The sequence below is a fragment of the Bradyrhizobium diazoefficiens USDA 110 genome, from assembly GCF_000011365.1.
GTDB classification, from domain to species: Bacteria; Pseudomonadota; Alphaproteobacteria; order Rhizobiales; family Xanthobacteraceae; genus Bradyrhizobium; species Bradyrhizobium diazoefficiens.
On record NC_004463.1, the window covers coordinates 749,670 to 764,448 of the forward strand.

Consider the following 14,779-nt stretch of genomic DNA (forward strand, 5'->3'; position numbering starts at 1 on the left):
CAGGTCTCGATGTAGGTCTTGCAACCCATACCCGGTAGGGGTATATAGACGGCATGCGCAAGGACATCAAGACATCTGTCGGAAAACGTCTCGGCCGGATCGAGGGCCAGGTTCGCGGCCTGTCGAAAATGGTAGAGGAAGACCGCTACTGCATCGACATCGTGACGCAGATCTCGGCGGTGCGCGCCGCGCTGCGCCGGGTCGAGGAGGAGGTCCTGAAGGACCACGTCGCCCATTGCGTCGAGCACGCCATCACGAGCGGCGACAAGGCCGACCAGCGCGCCAAGATCGCGGAGCTGATGGCGGTGATCGGACGGGCGGAAAGGTAGTTTCGTATTCGCCCGTCATTGTGAGGGGCACGGTATCTCCCCAACGTCGTCCTGGCGAAAGCCAGGACCCACACCGCGGAATCTATCGATCGCGGTCGGCAGCGGTACCGAACGACGAGTCGTCGCCAAACTTCTCCCTGGGGTAATGGGTCCCGGGCTTCGCCGGGACGACGGCGGAGTTAAGCCGCGATCTCGCGCGCCCGTCTGCGGCGCCGCGGGCGGTACATCGCCAGCTTCTTCAGCAGCGAGACATGCGCCGCGGCGGCGGCACATTCGACCATCTCCGCGGGCTGCGCGCTTACTTGCTCAGCCGGAATCTCATCCGGCGCCTCTTCGTCAGCCGCTTCAGGAACGAGCGGCGGCGCACTGATCGTTTCTGGAAACACACTGAATGTGCCCGCTACCTCCTCGAGCGGCTTCTGCTTGTCGGCCCAGTGCAGGGTGGTGTAGTCGAACCCGTGCACGATGGTGGGTTTGACGACTTCGAAATAGGGCGAGATGTCGAAGTCGCGGGGCATGTAGAGCGAGGAATCGCGGATGTGCAGGATCTCGCGGCGGGCGGCGCGGCTGCCGGCCTTGGTGATCTTGGGCAGGATCGGATAGCGCACGGCGTCGAACGCCTGCGCGATCAGCGCCGAGCAGATGATCTTGGTCGGATCGCCCGAGCCGATCGCGATCATGCGGCGCCGCCAGCGCTGCGGTATCGGCAGCGGAAACAGGAAGCGCATCAGGTCGACGATGTTCTTGGTGTCGTAGCCGAAGCCGATGCGGTTGATCGCATAGCGGCAGACCGTGGTGCGGTCCTCATGGGACAGCCCGACCGGGCGGCAGACCCGGGTGTGATAGGGGAAGTATTTCGACAGCGGCGCCGAGGTGACGCCTTCGCCGATATTGGCCTCGATCAGCACATGCGGCTCGCCGCTAGGCTCTTCCGCACCCTCGATCGGGCCGACATAGAGCGCGGCATGCGACCAGGTCGACTGCGTCAGGTATTTGATGATGCCGGAGATGCGGTTGTTGCCCTCGACCAGCAGCACGTCGCCGGGCTCGATGACGCCGCGCAGGTGCTCGGGGTCGCTCGGCGTGAACGGCTCATAGCCCGGCACCTCCTTCGAGAGGTACGCGGCAATCAGCTTGCCGACTGAATCTAGGACCGTCCCCATGTCGAGCTCCCCCGCGGCCTTTTCCGGCCGCCTTTTTTCCCTTCTCTATCATGGTCGAAACGTGTTGCAATTCGGTTCATCACTCTGTGAGATCAAGCACGATTGATTCACCATGATGGTTGCCGTGCAACATGAGATACGGCAAGGTTCGCTGGCTGTTCCCGTTTGCCGCAAGTCTCCGGAAACCATGACATGACAATCACGCGCCGCGGTTTCCTTTCGGCGTCGGCGGCCTTTGCCGCGATGCCGGTCCTGCGCGCAACCGCCGCACCCCTGCCGCGCGAGGCTGACATCGTCGTGATCGGCGCGGGGGCCGCCGGAATTGCCGCAGCGCGGCGCATCATGGCGGCCAATCGCAAGGTCGTGGTGGTCGAGGCGGCATCGCAGATCGGCGGCCGCTGCATCACCGATACCACGACCTTCGACGTACCGTTCGATCGCGGTGCGCGCTGGATGCATAATCCCGAGACCAATCCGATGATCCGGCTGGCGCGCAGCGCGGGCCTCGACGTGCTGCCGGCGCCATCGGGCCAGAAGATGCGCATCGGCCGCCGCAACGCGCGCGCCGGCGAGACCGAGGAATTCCTGGCGGCGCTGGTGCGCGCCAACCGCGCCATCGACGAGGCCGCGCGTGGCAAGCTCGATACCTCCTGCGCCTCCGTGCTGCCGAAGGATCTCGGCGACTGGGCGGGTGCGGCCGAGTTCATGCTGGGCGCGAGCTTTGCCGGCAAGGACCTGAAGGAGCTTTCTGCGATCGACAAGGCGCGCGCGCAGGACCGCAATGCCGCGATCGCCTGCCGTCAGGGCCTGGGTACGCTCATCACGAAGCTCGGCGAGCAGGCGCCGGTCGCGCTGTCGACGCCGGCAAGCCGCATCAGCTGGAGCAATCGCGACGTCAGTGTGGAGACGCAGGGAGGCAAGATCGCCGCGCGTGCCGCCATCGTCACGGTCTCGACCAACGTGCTGACCGCGGGCGCGATCAAGTTCGCACCCGATATTCCCAAGCGCACGTTGGACGCGGCGTCAAAGCTCAGCCTCGGCAGCTACGACCACATCGTGCTGCAGCTGCCGGGCAATCCGCTTGGTCTTGCGCGCGACGACATCCTCATCGAGCAGAGCAATTCGACGCGCACCGCGCTGCTGTTCGCCAATATCGGCGGCTCCTCGCTGTGCTCGATCGACGTCGGCGGCTCGTTCGGCCGCGATCTGTCGGAGCAGGGCGAAAAGGCGATGGCGGCCTTCGCGAAGGAATGGATCGCAAAGCTGTTCGGCAGCGAGGCCGCGGCCATCGTGCAGAAGACCAGCGCGACGCGCTGGAATGCCTCGCCCTTCGTGATGGGCGCGATGTCGGCGTCCTCGCCCGGCGGTCAGCTCTCGCGAAAGATCCTGACCGAGCCGATCGGCAATCTGTTCCTCGCCGGCGAAGCCACCCACGAGACGCTGTGGGGCACCGTCGACGGCGCCTGGGAAAGCGGCGAGCGCGCCGCGGACGCAGCGCTGCGCAAGATCGGCGCGCTCAAGGACGAGCCGGCCGATGTGCCGACGCAATCGACGAAGAAGCGGCGGGCGCCGCGCCAGTAGGGGAATTGATCCAGCTGTCGTCCTGGACAAGCGCAGCGAAGCGGAGCGCAGATCCAGGACCCATTACCCCAAGAAGTAGTTTGGCGAAGACTCGGAGTGACCCGCTCGCATTACAAGCGTTGACCGGGGTAATGGGTCCTGGCTTTCGCCAGGACGACATTGGGGAGTTAGCGCAAAATCCCATCCAGCGCCGGCAGCCCAAAAACAACCGCCATCGCGATCAGCACGTAGCAGATGCCGCGAAATACTTTTTCGCTGGCGCGGCCGAACAGTGAGGCGCCGAATGCGACGCCGATGGCGTAGACCGGACCGACGATGAGCGAGAGCATCAGCGATTCGCGGCTGATCAGGCCTGTCGTCGCGTAACTGACCATCGAGAAGAAATCCGACGCGCCGAAGAACAGCAGGATGTTGGCGCGCGCGACGATCGATGCGATCGGGCGGCCGAGCCAGTAGCCGACGATCGGCGGCCCTCCGGTCTGCGCGAGGCCGCTGCAGAAGCCCGAGAGGCCGCCGATGCCGACCGAGAGCCAGGCGTGGTCCTCGCCGCGATAGCGCCAGCCCGACAGCAGCAGCAGCAATAGCGCGGCGACGAAGCTGGAGATGATCCAGCGCGTGGTGACGGGCTCGAGCACGCTGAGAAAATAGGTGCCTATGGGCACGCCGATCAGCGCGCCGAGCACGATCACGGCCGTGGCCTTGCGGTCGGCCTTGCGCCACGCGTCGGGCAGCAGCGGCAGCGCTGCGACGAAATCGATCACGAGCAGCAGGGCGGCAACGAGCCGCGGCGCCGCGAAGCTGCTCGCCAGCGGCATGAAGATCAGCGCCGAGCCGAAGCCGGAGAAGCCGCGCGCGGTACCCGAGACGAAAGCGACGGCGCAGAGCGCCATCGCAATGGTGAAGCTGACGTCCTTGGGGAGGAAGTCCGTGAGACTCATGCTTTATTTCTGGAGCATGATGTTGTCCGAAAACCGCTTCACACTTTTCGGCATCATGCTCTCAGCGTGCCGCCGGTCTTCTTCGTCACCTCCGCCACGACCTTCGCGGCGACGGCCTCGATCTCCTGGTCGGTCAGGGTCTTCTCGCGCGGCTGGATCGTCACCGCGATCGCGATCGACTTCTTGCCGTCATCGATGCCCTTGCCCTCGTAGACGTCGAACACGTTGACGCCGGTGATCAGCTTCTTGTCGACGCCTTGCGCGGCGCGCACGATGTCGCCGGCCTTCACGGTGCGGTCGACGATGAAGGCGAAGTCGCGCGACACCGGCTGGAAGGCCGACAGCTCGATCAAGGGCTTGGCGCGGGTCGGCCTCTTCTTGGCCTCGGGGACGCGGTCGAGGATGACCTCGAACACCATCAGCGGACCGTCGGCGCCGAGCGCTTCCAGCGCGCGCGGATGCATCTCGCCGAAATAGCCGAGCACGTTCTGCGGGCCGATCTGGATCGTGCCGGAACGCCCAGGATGCAGCCAGCCGGGTCCACCGGCCACGATCTGGAGCGCCTGCATCGGCGCGCCGGCAGCGGCCAGCACCGCCAGCGCATCGGCCTTGGCGTCGAACAGGTCAGCCTGCACCGAGCCCGACCAGTGCCGTCCGAGACCCTCGGACGAGGCAAAGCCGCGGCGCACGCCGCTCGCCGCCATGAACTGATCCTGCGGGCGATCGCCCTTGAACACCTGGCCGACCTCGAACAGCGCGACATCGCCGAAGCCGCGATCGGCATTGGCCTGCGCCGCCGCGATCAGGCCCGCCAGCAGAGTCGGGCGCATGTCGGAGAGATCAGATGCGATCGGGTTGGCGACTTCGAGTTCGCGCTGGCCGCCGCCGAACAGTTTTGCCGCAGACTTCGTGATGAACGACCACGTCACCGCCTCGATGATGCCACGGCTCGCGAGCGCGCGCCGCGCGCGGCGGGTGCGGAGCTGGAGCGGGGTCAGCACCGGTTTGCGCGCATCATCGCCGCGCTCGAACGGCGTCATCGGCACCTTGTCGACGCCGTAGATGCGGACGATCTCCTCGACGATGTCGGCCTTGCCGTGCACATCGGTGCGCCACGAGGGCACCGCGACCTTCACCACGGGACCCGGGCCCGCCATCATGAAGCCGAGATGGGTCAGGATGCGCTTCATCTCCGGCTGCGGCACCTCGATGCCGGACAGGCGCTTGACCTCGGTCACCGGGAAATCGATCACGCGGTCATCGCCGAAGGCCTTGCCGACCACGACGTTCTCGGACGGCGCGCCGCCGCACATCTCCATCACCAGCTTGGTCGCGAGCTCCAGCCCCGGCACCATGAAGGCCGGATCGACGCCGCGCTCGAAGCGATAACGTGCATCGGAATTGATGCCGAGCTTGCGGCCGGTCTGGGCGATGTTGATCTCGTTCCACAGCGCGGACTCGATCAAGACATCGGTGGTGTTCTCGTCGCAGCCGGAGGCCTCGCCGCCCATGATGCCGGCGAGCGATTCGACGCCGTGCTCATCGGCGATCACGCAGGTCGCGGGATCGAGATTGTAGGTGCGGCCGTCGAGCGCGAGCAGCGTCTCGCCGTCGCGGGCGCGGCGCACCACGAGATTGCCCTTCACCTTCCTGGCGTCGAACACGTGCAGCGGGCGCGCGCGGTCGTAGGTCATGAAGTTGGTGATGTCGACCAGCGCGTTGATCGGACGCAACCCGATCGCCGTCAGCCGCTTCTGCAGCCATTCCGGCGACGGGCCGTTCTTGACGCCGCGCACGAGGCGAAGCGCGAAGCCCGGACAGAGCGTGGCGTCCTCGACCGTCACCTTCACGGGACAAGGGAATTCGCCCTTGACCGGCTTGATGGTCGGGTCCTTGAACTTGCCCATGTCGGCGGCGGCGAGGTCGCGCGCGATGCCGTGCACGCCGGTGCAGTCCTGCCGGTTCGGCGTCAAATTGATCTCGACCACGGGATCGCCGAGCGCGGCCCATTCGGCGTAAGCAGCGCCGATCGGCGCGTCCGCCGGCAATTCCATGATGCCGTCATGGTCATTCGAGATCTGGAGCTCGGCCGCCGAGCACAGCATGCCGCGGCTCTCGACGCCGCGGATGGTGCCGACGCCCAGCGTGATGTCCTTGCCCGGAATGTAGGTGCCAGGGGCCGAGAACACGCTGACGAGACCCGCGCGCGCATTCGGCGCGCCGCACACGACCTGCACCGGCGCGCCACCGTCGCCGGTGTCCACCATGCAGACGCGCAGGCGATCCGCATTCGGATGCTGCTCGGCCGAGATCACCCTCGCGATGGTGAAAGGCTTCAGCGCCTTCGCCTTGTCCTCGATGTTCTCGACCTCGAGCCCGATCATGGTGAGCTTCTCGGCGAGCCTGTCCAGCGGCTCGTCGGTCTCGAGATGATCCTTCAGCCAGGAGAGGGTGAATTTCACGAGCTCAGCCCTCCCGCGAGAGTCGGCACTTCGAGCGGCTTGAAGCCGTAATGGGACAGCCAGCGGACGTCGCTGTCGAACAGCTGGCGCAAATCGGCGATGCCGTATTTCAGCATGGCGATGCGGTCGATGCCCATGCCCCAGGCGAAGCCCTGGTATTCGTCGGGATCGATGCCGCAGGCGCGCAGCACGTTCGGGTGCACCATGCCGCAGCCGAGAATCTCCAGCCAGTCCTCGCCCTCGCCGAAGCGGATCTCGCCCTTGTCGCGGCGGCACTGGATGTCGACTTCCAGCGACGGCTCGGTGAACGGGAAGAACGACGGCCGGAAGCGCATGTTGATGTGGTCGACCTCGAAGAACGCCTTGCAGAACTCGTGCAGGATCCATTTGAGGTGGCCGAGATGCGAGTGCTTGTCGATGACGAGCCCCTCGACCTGGTGGAATTGCGGCGTGTGGGTCGCATCCGAATCGATGCGGTAGGTGCGGCCCGGGCAGATCACGCGGATCGGCGGCTTCTGGCTCAGCATCGTGCGCACCTGCACCGGCGAGGTGTGGGTCCGCAGCAGCATGCGCGAGCCGTCCTCCTTCGGATGGAAGAAGAAGGTGTCGTGCATCTCGCGCGCGGGATGGCCTTCCGGGAAGTTCAGCTTGGTGAAGTTGTAGTCGTCGGTCTCGATGTCGGGACCTTCGGCGACTGAGAATCCCATGTCGGCGAAGATCGTCGTCAGCTCGTCCCAGACCTGGCTCAGCGGATGGATGCGGCCGGCATCGGTCGGCGCCTCGCGCAGCGGCAGCGTCACGTCGATGGTTTCGGACGCGAGCCGCGCATCGAGCGCCGCCGACTTCAAGACGTCGCGCCTTGCTGCGAGCGCCTCGGTGACCTTGTCCTTGGCCTGGTTGATCGCGGCGCCCTGCGTCTTGCGGTCGTCCGGCGACATCTTGCCGAGCGTGGCAAGCAGCGCGGAAATCGAACCCTTCTTGCCGAGGGCTGCGACGCGTACCGCTTCGAGGGCGGCTTCGTCGCCGGCGGCGGCGACCTGATCGAGGATGGATGTTTCGAGCGTTGCGAGGTCGGACACAGTCAAATCCTTGCTGCTAAATTCGGCTGGGTTGTCGCCGCCGGAAGGCCGTAACGTCAAGCGAAAAGCCGGTCATTTCGGGCTGAAGAACGGCTGGGTTGAACCTCGCGCGGGGCGCTGGCACCAAGGGGGATACGAGGAGACTTCGTGATGCTCTCAAGGTCCTGCCTGGCCATTCTGGCCGTCGTTCTATCGATTGCCGGCACCCCGGCACGCGCCATGGTCTGCATGGAGAAGTCCATGACGCTGGACGAGGTCGTCGACACCATCAACGCCCAGAAGGGCTGCGAAAGCGCGATGAAGGTGTTTCAGGATTGCCAGTTGACCGCGAGCGGCGATGTCCAGCTCGGCGCCGCCGTCGAGAAGAAATGCGAGGCGGATTTCATGCCCGGCCTCAACGCTGCGCAGAAACAGGCCTATCAACGCGAGATGCGCGTCTGCGACCGAAAGTACCGGAATAAATCCGGCACCATGTATCTGTCGTTCGCAGCATTCTGCCGGGCGGAGGTCGCCCAGCGTTACTCGCAACGCGCGCTGCAGGCTGCGGGCCCCAAGAACCGCTAGTCAGGAATCGTTAGGCCCGCGCGCGAGAGACCTCAGGCCGCGAGCGCGGCCTTGGCCTTCTCGGCGATCGCCTGGAACGACGCGGGCTCGTTGATCGCGAGATCCGACAGCACCTTGCGGTCCACGGTGATGCCCGACTTGGCGAGACCGTCGATAAATCGGCTGTAGGTCAGGCCGAATGGACGCACAGCGGCGTTGAGACGCTGGATCCAGAGCGCGCGGAACGTCCGCTTCTTGCGCTTGCGGTCGCGGAAGGCGTACTGCTGGGCCTTCTCCACGGCCGGCTTGGCGGCGCGGATGGTGTTCTTGCGGCGGCCGTAGAAGCCCTTGGCGGCCTTGTAGACTTTCTTGTGCTTGGCGTGGGCGGTCACACCGCGTTTGACGCGAGACATGACAAAAATCCTTCAGAGATGACTTGGTTTTCGGATCGCCGCGGAAGGCGCGGCTGAGGTGGCAGTGATCGTGGACGCGATCAGGCGTTCGGCAAGAAGTACTTCTTGACGTTGTCGCCGTCGGTCTTGAACAGCACGCGGGTGCCGCGAAGCTGACGGATCTGCTTCTTCGTCCGCTTGATCATGCCGTGACGCTTGCCGCGCTGGGCGTGCATCACTTTGCCGGTGGCAGTCACCTTGAAGCGCTTTTTAGCGCCCGATTTGGTCTTCAGCTTGGGCATTTGGCTCTCCTAATGGCCACAGAAATCCGCCCGCGAAGGCGGCTGGCCGTCAAAAATGCTCGTTAGAGCGTTGATTGTGCTCAGGTTTCTACGAACAAGCGCGAAACCCGCACGAAACACCGCCACGGCAGCCCTTAATCAGCCGGGCGATGAAGGCTGGGCTTATGCCAGAGCGGGAGCCGATTGGCAACGATGAACCGCCGAAACCCGCCCGCCGACTATCCGGAGTTGCTATCCTCATGTCCAAGCCGTGTCGCCTGGAGCAGGACCAAAATGGCCCATTTCTCGCAATTAATCCCGCAATTTGTCCCGCAATTTACCCGCCCGCGCCGCCTGGCGCTGCTTGCCGTGCTCGCCGCCGCTGCGCTGCCGTCCACCGCCGATGCCCGCGCCGGCGGCTATGACGGCATCTGGAACGTCACCTTCGCCACCACCCGTGGCAATTGCAGCTCGGGCTACAGCGTCCCCTTCACCGTGACCGGCGGCCGCGTCTCGTCAGCCGGCGGCGGCCGCGTCTCGGGCAGGGTCAAGCGCTCCGGCATGGTGGCGGTCTATGTCTCCGTCGGCGCGTCCCATGCCAGCGGCGGCGGCCGGCTTGCCGGCGTAAACGGCGCCGGCTCGTGGCGCGGCATCATTTCCGGCGACCAGTGCAGCGGCACCTGGCACGCGACGCGAAGCTGACACACAAACGGCCCGCCGGAGATCCGGACGGGCCGTTAACTCTCAATCCCAAATAACTGGCGTCAGCGCGGCGCCAGCACCATGACGACCTGACGGCCTTCGAACCGCGCGTCCTGCTCGACCTTGGCGAGCTCGGCGACGTCGGTCTTGATCTTGTCCAGAAGCTTGGTGCCGATCTCCTGGTGCGCCATTTCACGGCCGCGATAGCGCAGCGTGATCTTGACCTTGTCGCCCTCTTCGAAGAACCGCTGCATCGCGCGCATCTTCACGTCGTAATCGTGATCGTCGATCATCGGGCGGAGCTTGATCTCCTTGATCTCGACGGTCTTCTGCCGCTTGCGGGCTTCGGCGGCTTTCTTCTGAGCGGAATACTTGTACTTCCCGTAGTCCATGATCTTGCAGACGGGAGGGCTGGTATTCGGCGAAATCTCGACCAGATCCATGCCAGCTTCCTGGGCCATCTTGATGGCGACGACGGTCTCGACCGTGCCTTTGTTGTCACCGGTCTGATCGATCAGCTGGATCTGCGCATTGCGGATATCATCATTGATGCGCGGCCCGTCTTTGCTGGCAGCGGGCGGAGCTTTATTAGGACGGCGAATGGGTGGTTCTCCAAAGTTGTGAAAGAAGCGGCTATTTTGAAGGAAGATGCGTTTGCCGGCAAGCAAGTCGCGTACGCGAAGCGAAAAACCCTCAAATGCGAGGCATTTTGGACACGCCCCCGGGCACGCTGACCGACATAGACACCTTGCCTCTGTTCCGCAAGCGTCCCAAAGGGCCAATGCCGGTGTCCGGCGGCACCACGGAACACGCCCAGGCAGCTCAAACCACACAGCCAGAGTAAACGTTCCATGACCGATGCAATTCCCGATACCGTGCTCGATTTCATCGATGTGGGCGAGGGCGCGTCCGCGCGCAGGATCGCGGTGCGCCGCCGCGCCGGAAAGGGCCCCGGCCTCGTCTGGCTCGGCGGGTTCAAGTCGGACATGCAGGGCAGCAAGGCGCTGGCGCTGGACGCCTGGGCTGGGGATCACGGCCGCGCCGCGGTCCGGTTCGACTATTCCGGCCACGGCGAATCGGGCGGCGATTTCGCCGACGGAACCATCGGGCGCTGGCTGGAGGAGAGCGTCGCGGTGTTCGAGCGGTTCTGCGACGGCCCGCAGATCCTGATCGGCTCCTCCATGGGCGGCTGGATGGCGCTGCTGCTCGCGCGCGAGATCAGGAAGCGCCAGGAGAACCGGCAAGAGAACCAGCAAGAGAGCGCGTCGCTCGCCGGCCTCGTGCTGATCGCGCCGGCGCCCGACTTCACCGAGGAGCTGATGTGGAAGAATTTTCCGGCTGCGGTGAAGAAGGAGATCGAGACCAAGGGCGTCTGGCTGCGGCCGTCCGAGTATGGCGACGGCTCGCCCTATCCGATCACGCGGAATCTGATCGAGGAGGGCCGCAACCATCTCGTGCTCGGCGGCGCCATCGATCTCGGCTGTCCCGTCCGCATCCTGCAAGGCGCACAGGACCCTGATGTGCCCTGGCAGCACGCGTTCGCGCTGACGCACCGTCTGCCGGCCGACGACGTCGTGCTGACCCTGATCCAGGATGGCGACCACCGCCTCTCGCGCCCGCAGGACATCGCGCGCATTCTTGCCGCGGTGGCCGAGATCGGGTGACATGTCGTCGTCGCTGTCATTGCCCGCCTTGTGCGCAATTGCGCACTGGGGCGGGCAATCCAGTATTCCAGCAGCCGTTGTGCTTGAACCGAGAAGCCGCGGCGTACTGGATGCCCCGCCTGCGCGGGGCATGACGGAGAATGGGAGAAGCGCCGATGACCACCACCGCCATGCTGCGCGCCTTCTGCGACGCTGTCGAACAGCGCAACGGCCGCGCGTTTGCCGATCTCTTCATCAAGGACGGCGTCTATCACGATGTCTTCTACGGCGCGTTCGCAGGCCGCGAGAAGATCGCCGCCATGATCGATGACTGGTTCTATCGCACGGCGACCGACTTTCGCTGGGACATGCATGATCCCGTAACCGACGGCACCACGCTCTATGCGCGCTACACTTTCAGCTATCGTTCGACCTTGCCGGAAGCGAGCGGCGCGCGTGCGATGTTCGAAGGTGTCGCGGTCATGACGCTAAAGGGCGGCAGGATCGCGAGCTATCACGAGGTCGCCAACACCGCGCCGGCGTTCGTCGATTTGAAGTTCGCGCCTGAAAGAATTGCGAAGATCGTCACCAGGCAGGGCGCGGAGCTCAAGGCGCGGCCGGAGATGAAGCGGCATCTGGCGTAGGCGCGACTCTCTCCTCTCGTCATTCCGGGGCGCGCCACTTGGCGCGAGCCCGGAATCCATTTCGCCTCTCGGCCTGCGGCTCGATGGATTCCGGGTCTGCGCCTGACGGCGCATCCCGGAATGACAAAGTCGAGAGACCTCGTATCTCTACCGCTTCGACGGATTCGCCATCGGCTTGCGCTGTGCCAGCGCGGCGACGGTGGCCGTGCCGATCGGGCCCTGTTCGTCGTAGAGCCAGCATTCGCCGATCGCGACGCCGTCGGTGGCCTGGTGGTTCACCACGTCGAAGCCGATCCAGTTCGTCACCGGCAGGCGGTGCAGATAGATCGTCACGTCGCTGTTGATGTAGCCGAGCCCCTGGTCGCCGGCGTTGGCAAAGGGGCTGGCGAAATCGGCGCCAACAGCGACATGCACGAACGGCGTCATCGGCACGCCGGCAACGAGCTCGCGCACCTCGCTCATCCAGAGCCGGCGCGGACCGAGCGAGCCCATATGGCCGACGATCGGCCGCGTCGTCCATTTGCCGTGCATGCCAAGCCTGGGATCGGTCGGCTTTGGAATGTCGGCCGGTTTCGGCACGTCCCAGTTCGGCGGCGACCAGACATTGCCATCAGGGTTCTGCGTCTTGCGCAGCAGCTGGCAGGAGGCGCGCGCCATGCCGACGCCGCCGGAGACAAATTCCGCCTCGACCACGCGGATGCGCAGGCCGTCACGCACGAGCCGCGTCGTCACTTCGATCGGCTTGTCGATCGTCGGCAGCCGAAACATGTCGACGGTCAGCCGCGCCGGCACGAATTCAGGGCCGGAATGGCGTTCCTCGATGGCGAAGCCGAGCAGGCCGACGATGACGCGTCCGTGCAGCGATTTCGGATCCCACGGGCCATTGGCGACTTCCGTCGGATGGAATGTATCGCCGTCGCGGGTGAAGAAAGGCATGTCTGTCATGACGCGCGACCTTGAAGGAACGCGCGGGGAAATCAAGGGCGCCCGTTCTCCTCGTTCTCCGCTGTCATCGCCCGCGAAGGCGGGCGATCCAGTACTCCGAGACGGTTGTGGTTCAATCGATAGGCCTCGGCGTACTGGATGCCCCGCCTTCGCGGGGCATGACACCGAGAATTAGGTGGCGAGGTCCCACTCCTCACGCACGCCTTCGTCGTGCTCGTTGCCCATCGCGACGGATCTCATCGCCTCAAACGCATCCCGCGCCACCAACTGCGCCAGCGCCCACACCGCAGCACCGCGCACCAATGCGCTCTCATCCCCCAGCAATCGCCGCGCCTCCTCGGCCAGCGCCGCTTCTCCCGAGTTGCCGATCGCGATCAGCACGTTGCGCAAGAAGCGATCGCGGCCGATGCGCTTGACCGGCGACTTCGTGAACAGCGCACGAAACGCCGCATCATCGAGCCGCGCCAATTCGGCGAGGCCAGGCGCACGCAATTCGTCGCGCGCGGCGAGCTTGGCCTCGCGTCCCGCTTGCGCAAACTTGTTCCAGGGGCAGGCGGCGAGGCAATCGTCGCAGCCATAGATGCGGTTGCCGATGGCTTTGCGAAATTCGCGCGGGATCGCGCCCTTGTTCTCGATGGTGAGATACGAGATGCAGCGGCGCGCATCGAGCTTGTACGGCGCGGGGAACGCCGCGGTTGGGCAGATGTCGAGACAGGCTTGGCACGAGCCGCAATGATCGATCTCGGCAGCGTCGCGCGGCAAGTCGAGCGTGGTGTAGATCGCGCCGAGGAACAGCCAGGAGCCGAACTCGCGCGAGACGAGATTGGTGTGCTTGCCCTGCCAGCCCAGATGCGCGGCCTGCGCCAGCGGCTTTTCCATCACCGCGGCGGTGTCGACGAACACCTTCACTTCCGACGGTGCGGCCGCGACCAGCCAGCGCGCCAGCGCCTTCAGGCGCTTCTTGACCAGATCGTGATAGTCGTCTCCCTGCGCATAGACCGAGATCGCCGCGCGCGTGCGCTGCTCGAGGATCGCGAGGGGATCGGCGTCGGGGCCGTAATTGACGCCGAGCATGATGACGCTGCGCACGTCCTGCCACAGCCCGCGCGGATCGACGCGGCGCTCCGGCTGTGCTGCGAGCCAGTCCATGTCGCCATGGCCGCCCGAGGCGATGAATTCGAGGAAGTGTTTTCCGGCCGTCTCGATCGTGCCGGGCTCGGTCACGCCGATGCAGTCGAAGCCGAGCGCCTTTGCCTCGGTCGTCAACTTCGCCTTCAGTTCAGACAGATCGGCAGAGCTCAGAAATCCAGGTCCACATAGGTCCGCGACGCCGGCACGCCGGCGAGCCATTCGCTCAGCAGCGGGCGGAACGACGGGCGGGATTTCACCCGCGCGTACCACGCCTTTGCCGCGTCGTCCTCGCTCCATGGCACGTCGCCCAGATAGTCGATCGCCGAAAGATGCGCCGCGGCGGCGAGATCCGCGTAGGTGAGCCGGTCGCCGGCGAGGAAGTTACGCGTCTGCGCCAGCCAGCCGATATAGGCCAGATGATAGCGCACATTCGCCTTGGCGGCGCGCATCACGTCGGCCGAGGGCGCACCGCCGCCGTTCTCCTCGCTCATGAAGCGCTTGTAGATGCGCTCGGTGACGAGCGGGTGGGAGACCTCCTCGAAGAACTTCTCGTTGAACCAGGCCATCAGCCGGCGCACTTCGACGCGTTCGGGAAGCGTCTCCGGCATCAGGCGCTTGGGTCCCATCCCCGCGCCGTAGGCCTCGTCGACATATTCGGCGATGATCGCCGCGCCCGGTATCGGCGGCTGTTCCTCGTCCACCAGGACCGGCGTGGTGCCGGCGGCATTGAGCAGCAGGAATGCCTCGCGCCGTTCCCAGCTGCGCTCTTCGACCAGCTTGAGGTCGAGCCCGTATTCGCCCGCGATCAAGCGGATGAAGCGCGAATGCGGACAGAACGGATGATGAAACAGCGTAAACATGAAGCCTTTGACTATTTGATGGTGCTTAAGAATCCATCAATGTTTGTGCGGCGCCACACTAGTCCTTCAAAACCGCGAAGCAAGAG

The 14,779-nt window shown here is 65.1% G+C and carries 16 protein-coding genes; 6 read left to right on the top strand and 10 right to left on the bottom strand.

What is annotated here, in order from left to right; genetic code table 11:
- Window positions 1–53 precede the first annotated feature (53 nt).
- Entirely contained in the window at window positions 54–329 is a 276-nt protein-coding gene (locus tag BJA_RS03540) for a metal-sensitive transcriptional regulator (RefSeq protein ID WP_011083527.1), read from the top strand.
- 179 nt (window positions 330–508) lie between these two features.
- Here the strand turns inward: BJA_RS03540 and BJA_RS03545 are convergent, their stop codons facing one another.
- Window positions 509–1,492: a YiiX/YebB-like N1pC/P60 family cysteine hydrolase gene (locus tag BJA_RS03545; protein ID WP_011083528.1), complete on the bottom strand. Its 984-nt coding sequence runs from the start codon at window positions 1,490–1,492 to the stop codon at window positions 509–511.
- Between the two features lie 192 nt (window positions 1,493–1,684).
- Between BJA_RS03545 and BJA_RS03550 the strand changes: the two genes are divergently transcribed.
- Complete coding sequence (locus BJA_RS03550; RefSeq protein WP_011083529.1) at window positions 1,685–3,073, top strand: flavin monoamine oxidase family protein; 1,389 nt, start codon at window positions 1,685–1,687, stop codon at window positions 3,071–3,073.
- Window positions 3,074–3,240: 167 nt separating this feature from the next.
- Here BJA_RS03550 and BJA_RS03555 read toward each other — a convergent pair whose 3' ends face one another.
- Genes BJA_RS03555 through pheS form a run of 3 tightly spaced genes read right to left on the bottom strand, consistent with a single transcriptional unit; the run spans window position 3,241 to window position 7,552 of the window.
- On the bottom strand, window positions 3,241–4,011 hold the full coding sequence (locus BJA_RS03555) for a sulfite exporter TauE/SafE family protein (protein WP_011083530.1): 771 nt from the start codon (window positions 4,009–4,011) through the stop codon (window positions 3,241–3,243).
- A 53-nt stretch (window positions 4,012–4,064) separates the two neighbouring features.
- Window positions 4,065–6,473: a phenylalanine--tRNA ligase subunit beta gene (pheT, locus tag BJA_RS03560; RefSeq protein WP_011083531.1), complete on the bottom strand. Its 2,409-nt coding sequence runs from the start codon at window positions 6,471–6,473 to the stop codon at window positions 4,065–4,067.
- Window positions 6,470–7,552: a phenylalanine--tRNA ligase subunit alpha gene (gene pheS / locus BJA_RS03565; protein WP_011083532.1), complete on the bottom strand. Its 1,083-nt coding sequence runs from the start codon at window positions 7,550–7,552 to the stop codon at window positions 6,470–6,472. The genes pheT and pheS overlap by 4 nt, the downstream gene beginning before the upstream one ends.
- Window positions 7,553–7,702: 150 nt before the next feature.
- On the opposite strand from pheS, the gene BJA_RS03570 reads away from it, so the two are divergent.
- Window positions 7,703–8,116, top strand: coding sequence for a hypothetical protein (locus BJA_RS03570; protein WP_038965146.1), 414 nt, complete (start codon window positions 7,703–7,705; stop codon window positions 8,114–8,116).
- Window positions 8,117–8,148: 32 nt separating this feature from the next.
- Here the strand turns inward: BJA_RS03570 and rplT are convergent, their stop codons facing one another.
- Window positions 8,149–8,508 carry a 50S ribosomal protein L20 gene (rplT, locus tag BJA_RS03575; protein ID WP_011083533.1) on the bottom strand — a complete coding sequence of 120 codons (360 nt, stop codon included), beginning with the start codon at window positions 8,506–8,508 and terminating at the stop codon, window positions 8,149–8,151.
- A gap of 80 nt (window positions 8,509–8,588) precedes the next feature.
- On the bottom strand, window positions 8,589–8,789 hold the full coding sequence (gene rpmI / locus BJA_RS03580) for a 50S ribosomal protein L35 (protein ID WP_008539890.1): 201 nt from the start codon (window positions 8,787–8,789) through the stop codon (window positions 8,589–8,591).
- A 273-nt stretch (window positions 8,790–9,062) separates the two neighbouring features.
- Between rpmI and BJA_RS03585 the strand changes: the two genes are divergently transcribed.
- Window positions 9,063–9,470, top strand: coding sequence for a hypothetical protein (locus tag BJA_RS03585; protein ID WP_028172475.1), 408 nt, complete (start codon window positions 9,063–9,065; stop codon window positions 9,468–9,470).
- Window positions 9,471–9,532: 62 nt separating this feature from the next.
- On the opposite strand, the gene infC is transcribed toward BJA_RS03585, so the two are convergent.
- Window positions 9,533–10,072 (bottom strand): translation initiation factor IF-3, encoded by a 540-nt coding sequence (gene infC / locus BJA_RS03590; protein ID WP_011083535.1) that lies wholly within the window; start codon window positions 10,070–10,072, stop codon window positions 9,533–9,535.
- A gap of 249 nt (window positions 10,073–10,321) precedes the next feature.
- On the opposite strand from infC, the gene BJA_RS03595 reads away from it, so the two are divergent.
- Both BJA_RS03595 and BJA_RS03600 read left to right on the top strand, forming a co-directional pair.
- On the top strand, window positions 10,322–11,134 hold the full coding sequence (locus BJA_RS03595; protein WP_011083536.1) for an alpha/beta hydrolase: 813 nt from the start codon (window positions 10,322–10,324) through the stop codon (window positions 11,132–11,134).
- Window positions 11,135–11,289: 155 nt separating this feature from the next.
- Entirely contained in the window at window positions 11,290–11,757 is a 468-nt protein-coding gene (locus tag BJA_RS03600; RefSeq protein WP_038965148.1) for a nuclear transport factor 2 family protein, read from the top strand.
- A 147-nt stretch (window positions 11,758–11,904) separates the two neighbouring features.
- On the opposite strand, the gene BJA_RS03605 is transcribed toward BJA_RS03600, so the two are convergent.
- The 3 genes from BJA_RS03605 to BJA_RS03615 all read right to left on the bottom strand — a co-directional run bounded on the left by BJA_RS03605 (window position 11,905) and on the right by BJA_RS03615 (window position 14,693).
- Window positions 11,905–12,702 (bottom strand): acyl-CoA thioesterase domain-containing protein, encoded by a 798-nt coding sequence (locus BJA_RS03605; RefSeq protein WP_063921367.1) that lies wholly within the window; start codon window positions 12,700–12,702, stop codon window positions 11,905–11,907.
- Window positions 12,703–12,873: 171 nt separating this feature from the next.
- Window positions 12,874–14,052, bottom strand: a complete 1,179-nt coding sequence (queG, locus tag BJA_RS03610; RefSeq protein WP_011083539.1) for a tRNA epoxyqueuosine(34) reductase QueG — start codon at window positions 14,050–14,052, stop codon at window positions 12,874–12,876.
- A complete protein-coding gene (locus BJA_RS03615; protein ID WP_011083540.1) occupies window positions 14,001–14,693 on the bottom strand; it encodes a glutathione S-transferase family protein in 693 nt (230 codons plus the stop codon). Before BJA_RS03615 ends, queG begins: the two co-directional genes overlap by 52 nt.
- Window positions 14,694–14,779 lie beyond the last annotated feature (86 nt).

Excerpts from the sequence above, each read along its gene's own strand:
- BJA_RS03550 (WP_011083529.1), top strand. The coding sequence starts at position 1,685 with ATGACAATCACGCGCCGCGGTTTCCTTTCGGCGTCGGCGGCCTTTGCC.
- rplT (WP_011083533.1), bottom strand. The coding sequence starts at position 8,508 with ATGTCTCGCGTCAAACGCGGTGTGACCGCCCACGCCAAGCACAAGAAA.
- BJA_RS03615 (WP_011083540.1), bottom strand. The coding sequence starts at position 14,693 with ATGTTTACGCTGTTTCATCATCCGTTCTGTCCGCATTCGCGCTTCATC.
- rpmI (WP_008539890.1), bottom strand. The coding sequence starts at position 8,789 with ATGCCCAAGCTGAAGACCAAATCGGGCGCTAAAAAGCGCTTCAAGGTG.
- BJA_RS03600 (WP_038965148.1), top strand. The coding sequence starts at position 11,290 with ATGACCACCACCGCCATGCTGCGCGCCTTCTGCGACGCTGTCGAACAG.
- BJA_RS03605 (WP_063921367.1), bottom strand. The coding sequence starts at position 12,702 with ATGACAGACATGCCTTTCTTCACCCGCGACGGCGATACATTCCATCCG.
- BJA_RS03540 (WP_011083527.1), top strand. The coding sequence starts at position 54 with ATGCGCAAGGACATCAAGACATCTGTCGGAAAACGTCTCGGCCGGATC.
- BJA_RS03545 (WP_011083528.1), bottom strand. The coding sequence starts at position 1,492 with ATGGGGACGGTCCTAGATTCAGTCGGCAAGCTGATTGCCGCGTACCTC.
- BJA_RS03555 (WP_011083530.1), bottom strand. The coding sequence starts at position 4,011 with ATGAGTCTCACGGACTTCCTCCCCAAGGACGTCAGCTTCACCATTGCG.
- queG (WP_011083539.1), bottom strand. The coding sequence starts at position 14,052 with ATGGCTCGCCGGCGTGCCGGCGTCGCGGACCTATGTGGACCTGGATTT.
- BJA_RS03570 (WP_038965146.1), top strand. The coding sequence starts at position 7,703 with ATGCTCTCAAGGTCCTGCCTGGCCATTCTGGCCGTCGTTCTATCGATT.
- BJA_RS03595 (WP_011083536.1), top strand. The coding sequence starts at position 10,322 with ATGACCGATGCAATTCCCGATACCGTGCTCGATTTCATCGATGTGGGC.
- BJA_RS03585 (WP_028172475.1), top strand. The coding sequence starts at position 9,063 with ATGGCCCATTTCTCGCAATTAATCCCGCAATTTGTCCCGCAATTTACC.